A 14,396-nucleotide genomic window follows, 5' to 3' on the forward strand; every position below is an offset into this window, starting at 1 on the left:
AAGACAAATGACCGTTAAAGAGATTTTTGACACCATGGACTACGGCCCCGCCCCCGAAAGCGCCGCAGATGCGCTGGCCTGGATTGTCGATCAAGGCGCGGCCTTTGGCCATTTCATCGACGGCGACTGGACCACACCACGCAAGGACTTTCAGTCCAAGAACCCGGCCAACGGCGAAACCCTTGCGGACCTGACTCAGGCGTCTCAAGACGAAGTCAACGCCGCCGTCAAAGCCGCGCGCAAAGCCCAAGTCAAATGGGATGGCCTCGGCGGCCACGGCCGTGCCAAGTACCTCTACGCCATCGCCCGCCTGCTGCAAAAACACAGCCGCCTGTTTGCGGTTCTGGAGACGCTCGACAACGGCAAACCGATCCGGGAAAGCCGCGACATCGACATTCCGCTGGTACAGCGCCACTTCTACTACCACGCTGGCATGGCGCAACTGATGGAAGCGGAACTGCCCAACGCCCAAGCGCTCGGTGTTTGCGGTCAGATCATCCCATGGAACTTCCCGCTGTTGATGCTGGCGTGGAAAGTTGCGCCTGCTTTGGCGATGGGCAACACCGTGGTACTGAAACCCGCCGAATACACCTCCCTAACAGCCATGGCCTTTGCCGACATCTGTCAGCAAGCAGGCCTGCCAGCAGGTGTGGTCAACATTGTCACCGGTGACGGCGCGGTGGGCGAAATGATCACCGCGCACGAAGACATCAACAAGGTCGCCTTTACCGGTTCGACTGACGTTGGCAAGCGCATCCGCGAAGCCACCGCTGGCTCCGGCAAGTCGCTGACTTTGGAGTTGGGTGGCAAATCCCCATACATCGTCTTTGAAGACGCCGACATCGACTCCGCCATCGAAGGTCTGGTTGACGCCATCTGGTTTAACCAGGGGCAAGTCTGCTGCGCAGGCTCCCGCCTTCTGGTGCAGGAAGGCATTGCAGAGACGTTCTATCGCAAGCTCAAAACCCGCATGGACGGACTGCGTATCGGCAACCCGCTCGACAAATGCATCGACGTGGGTGCTGTTGTCGATCCAGTCCAGCTGCAAACCATCACCGACATGGTCGCAGGCAATACCGACGGCGAGACCTATCAAGCCCCCATCGACATGCCGGTCGAGGGCTGTTTCTACCCGCCAACCCTGATCACTGGCCTCGCGCCGTCGTCTAAGCTGATGCAGGAAGAGATCTTCGGGCCTGTGCTGGTCTCCACCACCTTCCGCACGCCTTCCGAAGCCGTCGCGCTGGCCAACAACACCCGTTACGGTCTTGCGGCCACGCTCTGGACCGAAAACGTGAACCTCGCTCTGGACATCGCGCCCAAACTGGTTGCCGGCGTGGTCTGGGTCAACGCCACCAACCTGTTTGACGCGGCCGCCGGCTTTGGCGGTGTGCGTGAAAGCGGCTACGGCCGCGAAGGGGGCTGGGAAGGGCTATCCGCCTACACCAAACCCAAAGGCGCGCCCAAGGCGCTCAAGCCTGTCGAGGCTTTCACCGGCGACAAAGGCCCAAGTGACCCGCTGGACCGGACGCCCAAACTCTACGTCGGCGGCAAACAAGCCCGCCCGGATGGCGGTTACAGCCAGAACATCTATGGCAAAGACGGAACGTTGCTCGGCCAGACCCCGATCGCCAACCGCAAAGATGTGCGCAACGCCGTTGAGGCCGCTCACGCCGCCAAAGGCTGGTCCGGCACCACAGGCCACCTGCGCGCGCAAATCCTCTACTACATCGCGGAAAACCTCTCTGCCCGCAAAGACGAGTTTGCCACCCGCGTGAACCTTCTGACCGGCGGAAAGACCGGCGCCGCAGAGGTCGAAACCTCAATCCGCCGCCTCTTCACCTACGCTGCTTGGGCCGACAAATATGATGGCCAGGCGCACGGTGTCCCGATCCGAGGCGTGGCCCTTGCGATGAAGGAGCCAGTGGGCGTGATTGGTGCGCTCTGTGCGGATGACGCCCCGCTTCTGGGTCTGATCTCCGCCATGGCGCCGGCTATTGCCATGGGCAACCGCGCCGTACTGGTCGCCTCGGAAGCCTTCCCTCTGGCCGCCACAGACTTCTACCAGGTACTAGAAACCTCCGACGTTCCGGGCGGTGTGGTCAACATCCTCACCGGCGCCCACGCCGAACTGGCTGCCCCCTTGGCCAGCCACCTCGATGTGGATGCGGTGTGGTCGTTCTCCTCCTCCGATGTCTCTGCTGAGATCGAACACGCCAGCGCAGGCAACCTGAAAAGAACCTGGGTCAACAACGGTCTCACACGGGACTGGATGGGCGCCGAAGGCGAAGGCCGTACCTTCCTGCAGGCCGCCACTGAAATCAAAAACATCTGGGTGCCCTACGGCGAATAAGCCAATCCATCACAAAAAAAGCGCCGATGATCCCTCATCGGCGCTTTTTCTTTTCGGGACATACAGTATTTAGGCGGCGGCCCAGGCGGCATCATCACCATCGTCATCAAACATCTCAACGTCACCGGTCTCAGGCGTCACTGCCGCGACGCGGAACCCGCCCAGTGCTGTCACCAAACGGTCGACCGCCATATCAAGGCTGGATGTCGCGGCAGAGGCCTCCTCCGCCCGCGCGGCATTGGCCTGAGTCTCGCTGCCAATGGTCTGCATGCTGCCACGGATCTTCTCAACCGATTGCGCTTGCTCAGAGGACACATCGGAGATTTCCGCCACATTGCCTGAGACTTGATTCACATCCCCCAAGATCGCCTCCAGCGCCTCGCCAACCTGCCGCACCAAGGCTACGCCGTTGGTTACATGTCCGTTGCTTTCCGAAATTAGCTTGTTGATATTCTGCGCGGCCTCGGCAGAGCGATGCGCCAGTTCACGCACCTCCGAAGCAACAATCGCAAAACCTGCACCAGCTTCACCCGCTCGGGCCGCTTCGACACCAGCATTCAACGCCAAAAGGTTGGTTTGGAACGCGATATCTTCGATCAGAGTCACAACGTGGTCAATCTGCGAAGAGGAGGCCTCAATTTCATCCATTGTACTGACGGCTTGCCGAACAACCTCCGCTCCGCTGCTTGTCATGCTGCGAGTGTTGTCAAACCGTTCCTGAGTGGACTTTGCCTTTGCAACGGCCCCGTTCATCGCATCTGCAATCTCTTCCACAGCCGTTGTGACACCCTGCAAGGCATCGGCTTGCCGCTCTGAGCTGTGCGCCACACTATTGGAGACCTCTGACAGCTCGCGACTGTCAATTTCAATCTGACTGGAAACCGAGGTCACAGAGTTAATAATGCCGCTCAGCGACGTGACAGCGTCATTAAAGCTCTTCCTCAACGCCTCGTAGCTTTTATCAAACGGCTTATCGATTGCCGCGTCCAGATTGCCATCGGCAATACGAGTTAGACGTTCGTGCAACGTCGTGACAACATCTGCCTGGGCCTTTTCACGTGCCTCTATGCCGGCCTTCTCGAGCTGTAACGCATCCATGGTTTCGGAGAGCACGGCCTGCTCTTTGTTGCGTTCGTTCATCTGACGCAGCGTTGTCATGACTGAAGTCAGTAGAATGCCCGTTTCCGCGATCACAACAATTGCGTGCAGAACAGTTCGGCCCACGTTCTCCATCAAATCAACTGAAGGATACACCATCGACGGCCAGAGGAAGGTCAATGCCAAGTGATGAACGGCCGTTACGCCTGCCCCCACCAACAAAGACGCCGGGCAAGTCATCAATGTCAGCATCGCCAACGCAGCAAAAAACACCATGTGTACATCCAATTGCCATGCATGACCTGCCATCGACGCCAGGATCAGCGCAATCTGTCCGACCACGGCCACTGTCACACTCAAGCGAGCTGCCAGGTTTCCACCGAGCCGGAAGGCATAGAACGCCAATGCGGCAAAGGTGCCAGCTGAAGCGCCAATCATCACAAACTGCCCACTTCGCAGAAAGGCAATTGTAGCCGCAGTGGCCCCCAGAACGGCCGCCACAATAGCTAGAACTTTCACGCCCGTTTGACGGGCTTTAGTCAATTTCAGATCTTCAATCATTTTGCATCACCACACAGCCAGGAGAGCGCTTCGCCGTCCAGAATGGCCCAGGCTCCGTTCCGTTTCAGTCTCTGTTCAAATCCATCGTCGTCTGACACTCCCATAACCGCCAATGGTGCACGCGCTACGCCCACCACCCAGCCGCCAGAGCCCTCAACCAGTTCTGTCAGGTCTGTCCCCGGCCGCGCGACAATCAAAACCGGCCCACCCGTTTTCACAGGTGCGCTGACAATTGCCAAAACCGGGGTCACGGTCAGGCAAAAGACAACAGCGAGAATCGCCGGAAGATATTGCATGCGTTGGGTCATCCTGCCCTTCTTCGGACAAAACAGTTTCCAGCCGCTTAATTTCGCAGGAGGAATTAGTTTGCGCGGCAAAATTACCAAGCGTCAGATCGCGCTCACCGGCCAAAAGAAAAGCGCGCCGGGAAACCCAGCGCGCTTTCAAAATGTCCAAACCGGTTATTAGTACCGGGTACTTAACCTGGCAGCTTGGTGGTGCGCAGGTATGGGAAATGCGTGGTGAACTCACCGTATTTCGCCTTTGCATCCGCATCGCTCACCGCAACCGGAATCACCACATCGCCACCTGGGGTCCAGTTCGCAGGCGTAGCGACGTTCTCTTTTGCCGCAGTCTGCAAACCATCCAACGCGCGCAGCACCTCGGCAAAGTTGCGACCCACGTTCATCGGATAGGTCATCGACAGTTTCAGCTGCTTGTCCGGCCCAATGATGAACACAGAACGCACAGTTGCGCTGTCCGCAGGCGTACGACCATCCGGCAAATAGGCTTCTGCGGGCAGCATGTCGAAGGCTTTGGACACAACCAGACCGTCATCAGCAATGATCGGGAAACCCGCGCCGGTGCCTGCATAGGACTCGATGTCTTTCTTCCAGCCTTTGTGGTCTTCCACACCATCCACGGACACACCAATCACCTTTGTGCCGCGCGCCTGCCACTCATCAGCAAGCTGCGCCACGGCGCCAAACTCAGTGGTGCAAACCGGTGTAAAATCTTTGGGGTGAGAGAACAGAATGGCCCAGCTGTCGCCGATCCAGTCGTGAAAAGTAATCGTGCCCTGATCCGTCTCGGCGGTGAAATTTGGCACAACATCATTGATTCGCAAGCCCATGGGTATCTCCCTCGCTGTGGGTCGCACAGTCCGCCTTGCCAAACGAATGCGAGGCAATTCTCGCGGGTGGGGCGGTCTGTAAAAACGGTTTTTGTCGCAAAACGACTGTCCGCAGACTACATCTGTCTTTTTTGAACGCCACCCCTTTACCGGAAGAAATAATTTGATCAAATTACTTGTGACCGCGCGTCGCCCCACTTGCGGCTCCCCGTTAAGCCGCGCAGACTGACGCCAAGATCGAGAGGGAGTGAACACCATGATCGAGAAACGCCAATTCTACATCAACGGCCAATGGGTCGACCCCGTTGCCGCCAATGACCTGCCTGTCATTGACCCCGCCACCGAAGAAACCTGCGCCGTGATTTCGCTCGGCGATCAGGCCGACACCGACGCCGCAGTGGCTGCGGCCCGCGCCGCATTCCCTGCCTGGGCAGACACGCCTTTGGAAGAGCGCGTGGCGAAGGTCAAAAAGCTGCGTGAAATTTACATGGCCCGCCGTGATGACATGGCTGAGGCCATGCGCCTGGAAATGGGGGCGCCAACCGATCTGGCCAAAAACAACCAATGGGGCGCCGGTGTCTGGCATCTCGATGGCTTCCTCGAAGCTCTGGAAGACTTCGAATTTGAATATGCCATGGGCGCGGACCGCATGCGCAAAGAGCCCATTGGCGTCTGCGCCATGATCACCCCATGGAACTGGCCGATGAATCAGGTCTTCCTGAAGGCCATCCCAGCGCTGCTCGTCGGTTGCACCATGGTGTTAAAGCCATCTGAAATCGCCCCCCTCTCCTCCATTGTCTTCACCGAAATGATGGACGAAGCCGGCTTCCCCGCGGGCGTTTTCAACATGGTCAATGGTGACGGTGTGGGTGTCGGCTCCCAGCTCTCCGCACATCCTGATGTGGACATGGTGTCCTTCACCGGCTCTACCCGCGCAGGCATCGCCATCTCCAAGGCTGCCGCTGACACCCTCAAACGTGTGAGCCTTGAGCTCGGCGGCAAAGGCGCCAACATTATCTTTGCCGACGCAGACGAGAAAGCCGTGAAGCGCGGCGTGATCCACTGCATGCAAAACTCTGGCCAATCCTGTAACGCGCCAACCCGTATGATGGTCGAAAGCAGCCGCTATGCCGAAGCTGTGGACCAAGCCAAAGCCGCAGCGGACGCAACCCAAGTTGGTGCCACCACAGAGTCCGGCCGTCACATCGGCCCTGTGGTGTCCGAGCTGCAGTTCAACAAGATCCAAGGTCTGATTGAGACCGGCATCAAAGAGGGCGCCACTTTGGTCTCTGGCGGCTTGGGCCGTCCGGAAGGCATGAACAAAGGCTTCTTTGTGCGTCCAACCGTCTTTGCCGACGTGACCCCGGATATGACCATCTACCGCGAAGAAATCTTCGGTCCAGTGTTGGCAATCTCTCCGTTTGAGAGCGAAGAGCAAGCTGTGCAAATGGCCAATGACACGGTCTATGGCCTGACCAACTACATCCAGACACAGGACGACGACAAACGCCTGCGTGTGGCGCGTCAGGTCCGTTCTGGCATGGTGGAAACCAACGGCGTATCGCGTATCAACGGCTCGCCTTTTGGCGGCTACGGTCAGTCTGGCAACGGCCGCGAGGGCGGCACTTGGGGGCTGGAAGAGTTCTGCGAAACCAAATCCATCAGCGGCGTGCCCATGGCGTAACGTCGCCCTCACTACCCTGAAAAAGAAACAGCCGCAGACCCTCGTCTGCGGCTGTTTTTTATGGACTTAAGCGGCGGATTTGCGCGGTCGGTTGCGCCGACGACGCCCGCCACTGGGTTTGCCTCCGGCATTTCCTCCCGGCTTGCCACCGGGCTTCCCGCCAGGCTTGCCACCGGCGTTTGCTCCACCGCGGCCACGGGATTTCTGACCCTGACCAGCAGCAGCGCGCGCGTCCCGCGCATATTGCTTACTGGACTCGGCAGGTTCCCATTCAGGCCGATCAAACTTCCGGCCAATCAGCTTCTCAATGTCTTTCAGGTAGTCGCGCTCATCCGAGGCACAGAAAGAGATGGCTTGGCCATCCCGCCCGGCCCGCGCGGTGCGGCCAATCCGGTGCACATAGCTTTCCGCAACATTGGGCAGGTCAAAGTTGATCACCAGCGAGATCGCCGGAATATCAATGCCCCGCGCCGCCACATCCGTAGCCACCAAAATGGTCACGTCTCCATCGCGAAAGGCCTTGATCGCCCGATCGCGCTGACCCTGGCTTTTGTTGCCGTGGATCGAAGCCGCATTGAAGCCCTCGGCCACCAGCTGCTTCATCATGCGCTCCGCACCGTGTTTGGTGCGCGAGAAGATCAGCGTGCTCTTATCTTTGTTTTCATTCAGAATTTCACGCAATCGAACGCGCTTCTCGCCCTTTTCGTGATATTCCACCGACTGGGTGATCTTATCCGCGGTCTTACCGGGAGGGGCACATTCCACGCGCTTCGGATCCGTCAGATAGCTCTGGCTCAACTCGTTCATCTGTTTAGGCATCGTGGCCGAAAACAGCATGGTTTGACGCGGTGTGCCCAAGTGCGGCGCAATTTTGCGCAAGGAGTGAATGAAGCCCATGTCCAGCATCTGGTCAGCCTCATCCAGCACCAGATAGCCCACGGTCGACAGATCAATCTCTTTGCGATCCAACAGGTCGATCAACCGGCCCGGCGTGGCCACCAGAATGTCACAGCCGCGCTTCAGCATGCCAATCTGGCGGTTGATGGATTGTCCACCGACCACGGTCATGACCTTCATCGGCGTGCCCTGCACCATCGGGCGCAGGTTGTCAGCGATCTGATTGACCAACTCACGGGTTGGCGCAAGCACCAGCGCTTTGACAGATTTGGGCAAAGGGCGACCCGGCGTCGCCAAAAGCCGATCCATCATTGGCAGCCCAAAGGCCAGCGATTTACCGGTGCCGGTCTGGGCCAGCCCCATAATGTCATGGCCCTTCAAGGCCAAAGGAATGGCTTTCTCCTGAATCGGAGTTGGCTTGTCAAAGCCGGCCTTGTCCAAGCCCTTTAGCAGTGTGGACGACAGGCCCAGCTGTTCGAATGTTGACACAAAATGTCCTTTCACGCCACGCACGCCCTCGGCGCCACGCAGCAAAACGTCATCGGCCCCGTTTGGGGCCGCAATCGGGTTCGGCAGCACCGCCACGGCGCAAATCATTTTGCGCACGCCCAGCCTGTCCGTTGGAACCCTGCGTGATGGGAACGAGAGGTGTCGCTGATGCGTCCGTCAGGTCTCTTAGGATAAGACAAACCCCGGCGCGGCATGCTCACGCGGCTGCGCAACGACCCGCTCCACATATAGCGCCCGCTGCCAAAGTCAACCTTCATAGCAAAAAGGACCGATGCAATTGCACCGGTCCTGATTTCATTTCTTACTAGATTTTGCGGCTGTCCCGCCCTGCGAGATCAAGCTCTGCCTTTCCAGGGCACCAGATATTTCTCGGCCCAGCGCATCAACATATCGATGCCAAAGCCGATGATCCCGATGAGGATAATGCCCATCAAAACGATGTCGGTGTCCTGAAACTTAGATGCGGCCACAATCATCTTACCCACACCTTTTTCCGCCGCGACAAGCTCTGCGGCCACAACCGTGCCCCAACAGACCCCCATCGCAACCCGCGCTGCGGTGAAAATTTCCGGCAATGAGTTCGGAATGATCACATGACGCAGGATCTGCTTTTTGCTTGCCCCCAAAGAATAGGCTGCGTGCACTTTGGTGATGTTCACCCCGGACACACCAGAGCGTGCGCCAATCGCCATGATCCACAGTGCAGCAAGGAACAGCAGGATGATTTTACCCTGTTCGCCAATCCCGGCCCAAATGATCACCAACGGAATCAACGCCAACGGTGGCACCGGGCGCATGAATTCCACAATTGGATCAAACCAACCACGGAACCAATTGGACAGCCCCATGGCATACCCCAGCGGAATACCAACCGCCGCACCCAACGCAAAACCGACAATCACGCGGAACAAGGAATAGCTCAGGTGCTCTGCCAATGTGACGTTCTGATATCCCTCCTGGCTCACCGAAATCAGGCGTTTCCAAACACTTTCCGGTGCGGGCAGCCAGATGTTCTCCATCTGCCAGCCTTTGGAAGGTTCAAAGTTCAGCGTGCCTTTGTCGGTCAAAGCCACACGGCCAAAGCCAACTTCGACATCGGTATCCCGATCAATCGGTTGCCCGTCCACAGCAATGACCTTGGCACCGCCCTTACGGGTCACCTCATCATTGGCATCCCAGCGCAGCAGTTTTGACCGGTAAGCTTGCACCACAAGGGCATCATCTTTGGCAAGCCCGTCATTCTCCGCAACAACAGGCGCCTCAGGTTTTTCGCCTGCTGTGTGCACCAGAACATTGACCGTCGCATCCGCCTTTTGGCCGTCTTCGGCTTCCAAAGTGTAGGTGAAGCTTGCTTCCCCGACAAAAGGCCCAGGTGCGTGCAGGAATTTGGGCAACAACGATGATCCGGTAAAGGCGCCCCAAATCACAAAGATCAGCACAATGGATATCACCGAGGCCGCCTTGTTGGAGATAACCGCGCTTTCATCCCCAAATGTCACTGTTTTCAGCGACGTGTAATCCTGCGCCGCCGTAAGGCGATGCTTGACCTGCGTATAGAGGAAAGAGGCCAAAAGTATCAGCCCCACGTAAAGGGCCACATACGGCAGCGCGCCCACCACGGAGATCAAAAGCGTTATCAGCTCACCACCAAGATCAGCAAAAATCTGTCCCATCTTATGCGCTCTCCTCAGTGCGGCCCATGATCTCTTCTTCCATGTTCCAAATCATGTTGAGGATCTCTTCGCGGGTTGGCGCATAGTCGGGGTGTTTCTTCACCTCCCGCAAATCCGCACCCACGCCCATATCTGCAAACGGCAATCGGTATTCTTTGTGGATACGTCCCGGTCGTGGCGCCATCACCAACAGCCGTTCGCCCAGTAAAAGCGCCTCTTCCACCGAGTGGGTGATCAGAATGATGGTCTTGCCGGTTTCTTTCCAAAGCTTGAGCACAAGGCTCTGCATCTTCTCACGGGTCAACGCGTCCAGCGCCCCCAGCGGTTCATCCATCAGAATCACGTCCGGATCATTGGCCAAGCATCGCGCCAGCGCCACACGCTGCTGCATCCCGCCAGACAGCTCATAAACCATCTTTTCCTTGAAGTCTTGCAAGCCCACCACGTCGAGTAGATGATCCACAATCTCGGCGCTCTCCGACTTGGGCATGCCCTTCATATCAGGTCCAAACCGCACATTGTCGCGCACAGACATCCACTCAAACAGAGCACCCTGTTGGAACACCATGCCACGCTCAGCATCCGGCCCAAACACTTGGTGACCGTTCAACACGATCCGCCCTTCCGTCGGCGCCAAAAACCCAGCCACAATGTTCAACAAGGTGGTTTTGCCGCAGCCCGAAGGCCCCAGCACGCTCAACAATTCACCTTGCTTGAGATCAAGGCTCACGTCCTTTAACGCCTGCACGTGGCTGCCGTTTGGCAGGTCAAAGCGCATGGACAGGTTTTCGATGGATAAACCCCGGTCCGACGTGTCTTTTTCTGATGTTACACTCATGGTCCCTATCTGACGTTGGGCATCGCCCCCGCGACGCACGGCGGTTATCCCGCCTGTTCTCATTGGGAAGTCATTGAAAACAAAGCCCACACCCAAAGGCGCAGGCTTTGTCATTCTTTAGATCTTACATGCCTTTAGCAGCATCCAGCGGGCCGGTGTTTACCGCGCCGTCATAGCTGTCCAATGCGCTTGGGATCGACCCCGCGCCAACAAACACGCCCGCAACACCTTTCATGAAGTCCTGCGCCGTTCCACCCAGCCAGGAGCCGCTGAGCTGCTCATCCACGGTTGGGAATTTGAAGGTCGCAAGTGTGGAGGCTGTATCTTCCTCTGTCATGCCTGCATCTTTGGCAATCACAGGCAGCATTTTCGCCTGATTGTCTTTGTCTGCCCACATGGCGTTGGCTTCGGCTGTCACGGCGAGGAACTTGGCCAACATCTCGCCTTCTTCGGCAATATATGAGGCGGGCGCTGTGGTGGCGTCAAACACCAGAATGCCGAGCTCTTCTTTCTCCGCTCCGGTCAAAAGCACGTTGCCATGCTCGGTCATGCGACGCAGCGCGCCACCCCAACCACAGGCCATGTCCAGCGATCCCTGTGCCAGCGCCGCAGCACCTTCCGCAGGCGCCATGTCCACCACTTCCATGGAGGCCACATCCACACCGAAGTGGTTCATTTGGCTCAGGAAACCATAGTGCGCCGCTGTGCCCAAAGGCACCGCCACTTTCTTGCCGGCCAGCTCACCCGCGCTGTCTTTGTCGATCTCCAGACCGGCTGCCACAACACAGTTGTCGTTGTCGGAATAGCTAACAGCCACATCCACAATTTGGATGTCCTGACCCGCGGAGGCCGCAACCACAAACGGTGGCACACCCTGGCTCACGGAAATCTGCACGTCTCCCGAGGCCATGGCTGCGCTCATCGCGGTGCCGGTGTCAAAGCTCACCCAATTGATTTTGGTGCCCATGGCTTCTTCATACATGCCGGTCTGCTTGGCGTATTGGAACGGCATTGGCCATTCCAGGAAGTAGGCAACCGTTATCTCATCGGCCATTGCCGCCTGCGCTCCCAGCAACATAGCGGTCGAGGCCGCCGCGCCCATCAGCGTCGTTTTCAAGCTCATAATTATTTCTCCCGTTGTCGATTCTGGCGCGAAAATCGTACCGGGGTCGTCGGGCCTTGAGCCTCTTTTTTGATCACCGGCAATGCGCGTCCTCCCTGAGGGGAGCGGAAATTTCGGCACCGATCAATGTTTTTTTCAGCAATTCACCGTCACGAACCTGTGTTTTTACCCATGCAAAAAAATTTGACCACTTGGTATAAATCGTTATAAATTAGGGCTTTGAAGCCATACCCACCACTTTTATGGCGCAGGCCGTCAGGATACTGGCCTTACACAGGCAAATCTTCTGGCCCTATAAACCTGCTTGAAAAAGTCGCGAGGATGGATTGGAAATCACCACTACGGGCGCAATTCGCACCCAGCAAACAACCCAAAGCAGATTAAACACTAGGGAGACTCGCGCCATGGATGGCACATTGAAAGACAACGACCTCAGCCATGTCGTGAACGCAGACAAAGCCCACGTCTGGCATCATCTGGTGCAGCACAAGCCGTTCGAAACAAACGATCCTCGCATCATCATCGAGGGCAAAGGTATGCGCGTGTGGGACCAAAACGGCAAAGAGTACATCGACGCTGTCTCAGGCGCAGTCTGGACCGTAAACGTCGGCTATGGCCGCGAGCGCATTGCCAATGCTGTGCACGCCAACCTGATGAAGATGTGCTACTTCGCCAACGCCGCAGGCAACGTGCCAGGTGCGCTCTATGCTGAGAAGCTGATTGAAAAAATGCCCGGCATGAGCCGCGTATACTACTGCAACTCCGGCTCAGAAGCGAATGAGAAAGCTTTCAAACTGATCCGCCAGATTGCCCATAAGAAGTACGGCGGCAAGAAAACCAAAATTCTCTACCGCGACCGCGACTACCACGGCTCCACCTTGGCCGCGATGTCCGCCGGGGGACAGGACGAACGCAACATGCAATACGGCCCGTTCGCGCCAGACTTCGTGCGTGTGCCACATTGCATGGAGTACCGCAAAGACGAGTTGGGGCTCGGCCATCTGTCTGGACGGGAGTTCGGAATCGCTGCTGCAAATCAGATCGAAGAGGTGATTCTGCGTGAAGGCGCAGACACCGTCGGCGCCCTCTGCCTTGAGCCCGTGACCGCAGGCGGTGGTGTGATCACCCCACCCGAAGGCTACTGGGACCGCGTGCAGGAGATCTGCAAACAGTACAACATCCTGCTGCATATCGACGAAGTGGTGTGTGGCATTGGCCGCACCGGCACCGAATGGTTTGGCTATCAGCACTACGGCATCAAACCTGACTTCGTGACCATGGCCAAAGGTGTGGCCTCCGGCTACGCAGCGATCTCCTGCATGGTCACCACCGAAGAAGTCTTCGAGATGTTCAAGTCTGACCCGTCTGACAAGCTGGATCACTTCCGCGACATCTCCACGTTTGGCGGCTGCACCGCCGGCCCTGCCGCAGCGCTGGAAAACATGGCGATCATTGAAGAAGAAGGCCTGCTGGAAAATTGCACCGCCATGGGCGAGCGCATGATGGGCAACCTTCAAGCTCTGATGGAGAAGCACGAGGTCATCGGCGACGTGCGCGGCAAAGGACTGTTCCTTGGCTGTGAGCTTGTAAAAGACCGCGAGACCAAGGAACCTGTGGACGAAGCCGACATCGCCGCCATTGTTGGCGATTGCGGTGCACAGGGTGTGATCATCGGTGCGGCCAACCGCTCGGTGCCGGGCCGCAACAACGTGATCGCTTTCTCTCCGGCACTGATCGCCACCGCAGATGACATCGACGCCATCACCAATGCGGTCGACAACGCGCTGACCAAAGTGTTTGGCTAAAACAAAACTGCAACGTCAGGTGACGGTGTCCTCCCGCCGTCACCCCGCGCCGCTTGCCCCACGGGGCGGGTGGCGCTTGCTTTTGTGAAAGGGAAATCCATGTGGCCCGCCCCAATCTCATTGACCGGCACTCATGTGTCATTGACGCCTCTGTCACAGGATCACGCCAACGACTTGGCCGAAGCCTCCGCTGATGGGGATCTCTCCGCGCTGTGGTACACAATGGTGCCCGCACCAAAAGATGTCCCCGCCAACATTGATGCGCGGAACGCCACGCCCGGCATGACACCCTTTGCCATTCTCGACCCAACAGGCAAAGCTGTGGGAATGACCACCTACATGAACGCCGACGCAGCCAACCGGCGGGTGGAAATCGGGTCAACTTGGTATCGCACTTCGGTCCAGCGCAGCCCGATGAACACAGAATGCAAACTGCTGATGCTGCGCCACGCCTTTGAGGATCTGGACTGCATCGCCGTAGAGTTCCGCACTCACTTTCTGAACCAACAATCGCGTCGTGCAATTGAACGTCTCGGCGCGAAGTTCGACGGCGTTCTGCGCAATCACATGATCATGGCCAACGGCACGTTGCGCGACACTGCCGTCTATTCGATTTGCCAACACGAATGGCCGGCCATGTGCGCAAATCTTGAGCACAAACTGGCGCGCATGGCCCAATTGTGAAAGTCCAGTTTACAGCCGCAATAAGTCCAGTATAGCCT

The 14,396-nt window shown here is 57.6% G+C and carries 12 protein-coding genes; 5 read left to right on the top strand and 7 right to left on the bottom strand.

Annotation, left to right across the window (positions count from 1 at the left end):
• Window positions 1-7 precede the first annotated feature (7 nt).
• The gene (locus JXR15_RS02475; RefSeq protein WP_422051656.1) at window positions 8-2,353 is read left to right on the top strand and encodes an aldehyde dehydrogenase family protein; all 2,346 of its coding nucleotides are present in this window, start codon (window positions 8-10) and stop codon (window positions 2,351-2,353) included.
• 69 nt (window positions 2,354-2,422) lie between these two features.
• Here the strand turns inward: JXR15_RS02475 and JXR15_RS02480 are convergent, their stop codons facing one another.
• Together JXR15_RS02480 and JXR15_RS02485 are read right to left on the bottom strand one after the other, a co-directional pair.
• Complete coding sequence (locus tag JXR15_RS02480) at window positions 2,423-4,012, bottom strand: methyl-accepting chemotaxis protein (protein WP_422051657.1); 1,590 nt, start codon at window positions 4,010-4,012, stop codon at window positions 2,423-2,425.
• Window positions 4,009-4,308, bottom strand: coding sequence for a hypothetical protein (locus JXR15_RS02485; protein WP_422051658.1), 300 nt, complete (start codon window positions 4,306-4,308; stop codon window positions 4,009-4,011). The genes JXR15_RS02480 and JXR15_RS02485 overlap by 4 nt, the downstream gene beginning before the upstream one ends.
• Between JXR15_RS02485 and JXR15_RS02490 the strand changes: the two genes are divergently transcribed.
• A complete protein-coding gene (locus tag JXR15_RS02490; RefSeq protein WP_422051659.1) occupies window positions 4,307-4,480 on the top strand; it encodes a hypothetical protein in 174 nt (57 codons plus the stop codon). The genes JXR15_RS02485 and JXR15_RS02490 overlap by 2 nt on opposite strands.
• Before the next feature lie 10 nt (window positions 4,481-4,490).
• Here JXR15_RS02490 and JXR15_RS02495 read toward each other — a convergent pair whose 3' ends face one another.
• On the bottom strand, window positions 4,491-5,144 hold the full coding sequence (locus JXR15_RS02495) for a peroxiredoxin (RefSeq protein WP_422051660.1): 654 nt from the start codon (window positions 5,142-5,144) through the stop codon (window positions 4,491-4,493).
• 256 nt (window positions 5,145-5,400) lie between these two features.
• Here JXR15_RS02495 and JXR15_RS02500 point away from each other — a divergent pair, with 256 nt between their 5' ends.
• Window positions 5,401-6,828 (top strand): aldehyde dehydrogenase family protein, encoded by a 1,428-nt coding sequence (locus JXR15_RS02500; RefSeq protein WP_422051661.1) that lies wholly within the window; start codon window positions 5,401-5,403, stop codon window positions 6,826-6,828.
• 66 nt (window positions 6,829-6,894) lie between these two features.
• Here JXR15_RS02500 and JXR15_RS02505 read toward each other — a convergent pair whose 3' ends face one another.
• The 4 genes from JXR15_RS02505 to JXR15_RS02520 form a co-directional block, all read right to left on the bottom strand.
• Complete coding sequence (locus JXR15_RS02505; RefSeq protein ID WP_422052235.1) at window positions 6,895-8,214, bottom strand: DEAD/DEAH box helicase; 1,320 nt, start codon at window positions 8,212-8,214, stop codon at window positions 6,895-6,897.
• A gap of 356 nt (window positions 8,215-8,570) precedes the next feature.
• Window positions 8,571-9,908 carry an ABC transporter permease gene (locus JXR15_RS02510; RefSeq protein WP_422051662.1) on the bottom strand — a complete coding sequence of 446 codons (1,338 nt, stop codon included), beginning with the start codon at window positions 9,906-9,908 and terminating at the stop codon, window positions 8,571-8,573.
• Between the two features lies 1 nt (window position 9,909).
• Window positions 9,910-10,746: an ABC transporter ATP-binding protein gene (locus tag JXR15_RS02515; RefSeq protein ID WP_422051663.1), complete on the bottom strand. Its 837-nt coding sequence runs from the start codon at window positions 10,744-10,746 to the stop codon at window positions 9,910-9,912.
• Between the two features lie 124 nt (window positions 10,747-10,870).
• Complete coding sequence (locus JXR15_RS02520) at window positions 10,871-11,869, bottom strand: ABC transporter substrate-binding protein (protein ID WP_422051664.1); 999 nt, start codon at window positions 11,867-11,869, stop codon at window positions 10,871-10,873.
• Window positions 11,870-12,273: 404 nt separating this feature from the next.
• Between JXR15_RS02520 and JXR15_RS02525 the strand changes: the two genes are divergently transcribed.
• Together JXR15_RS02525 and JXR15_RS02530 are read left to right on the top strand one after the other, a co-directional pair.
• Window positions 12,274-13,674 (top strand): aspartate aminotransferase family protein, encoded by a 1,401-nt coding sequence (locus tag JXR15_RS02525; RefSeq protein ID WP_422051665.1) that lies wholly within the window; start codon window positions 12,274-12,276, stop codon window positions 13,672-13,674.
• Window positions 13,675-13,773: 99 nt separating this feature from the next.
• Window positions 13,774-14,358: a GNAT family N-acetyltransferase gene (locus JXR15_RS02530; RefSeq protein WP_422051666.1), complete on the top strand. Its 585-nt coding sequence runs from the start codon at window positions 13,774-13,776 to the stop codon at window positions 14,356-14,358.
• The last annotated feature ends 38 nt before the right edge of the window (window positions 14,359-14,396 follow it).

This window comes from Shimia sp. (assembly GCF_049116215.1).
Classification (GTDB): Bacteria; Pseudomonadota; Alphaproteobacteria; order Rhodobacterales; family Rhodobacteraceae; genus Shimia.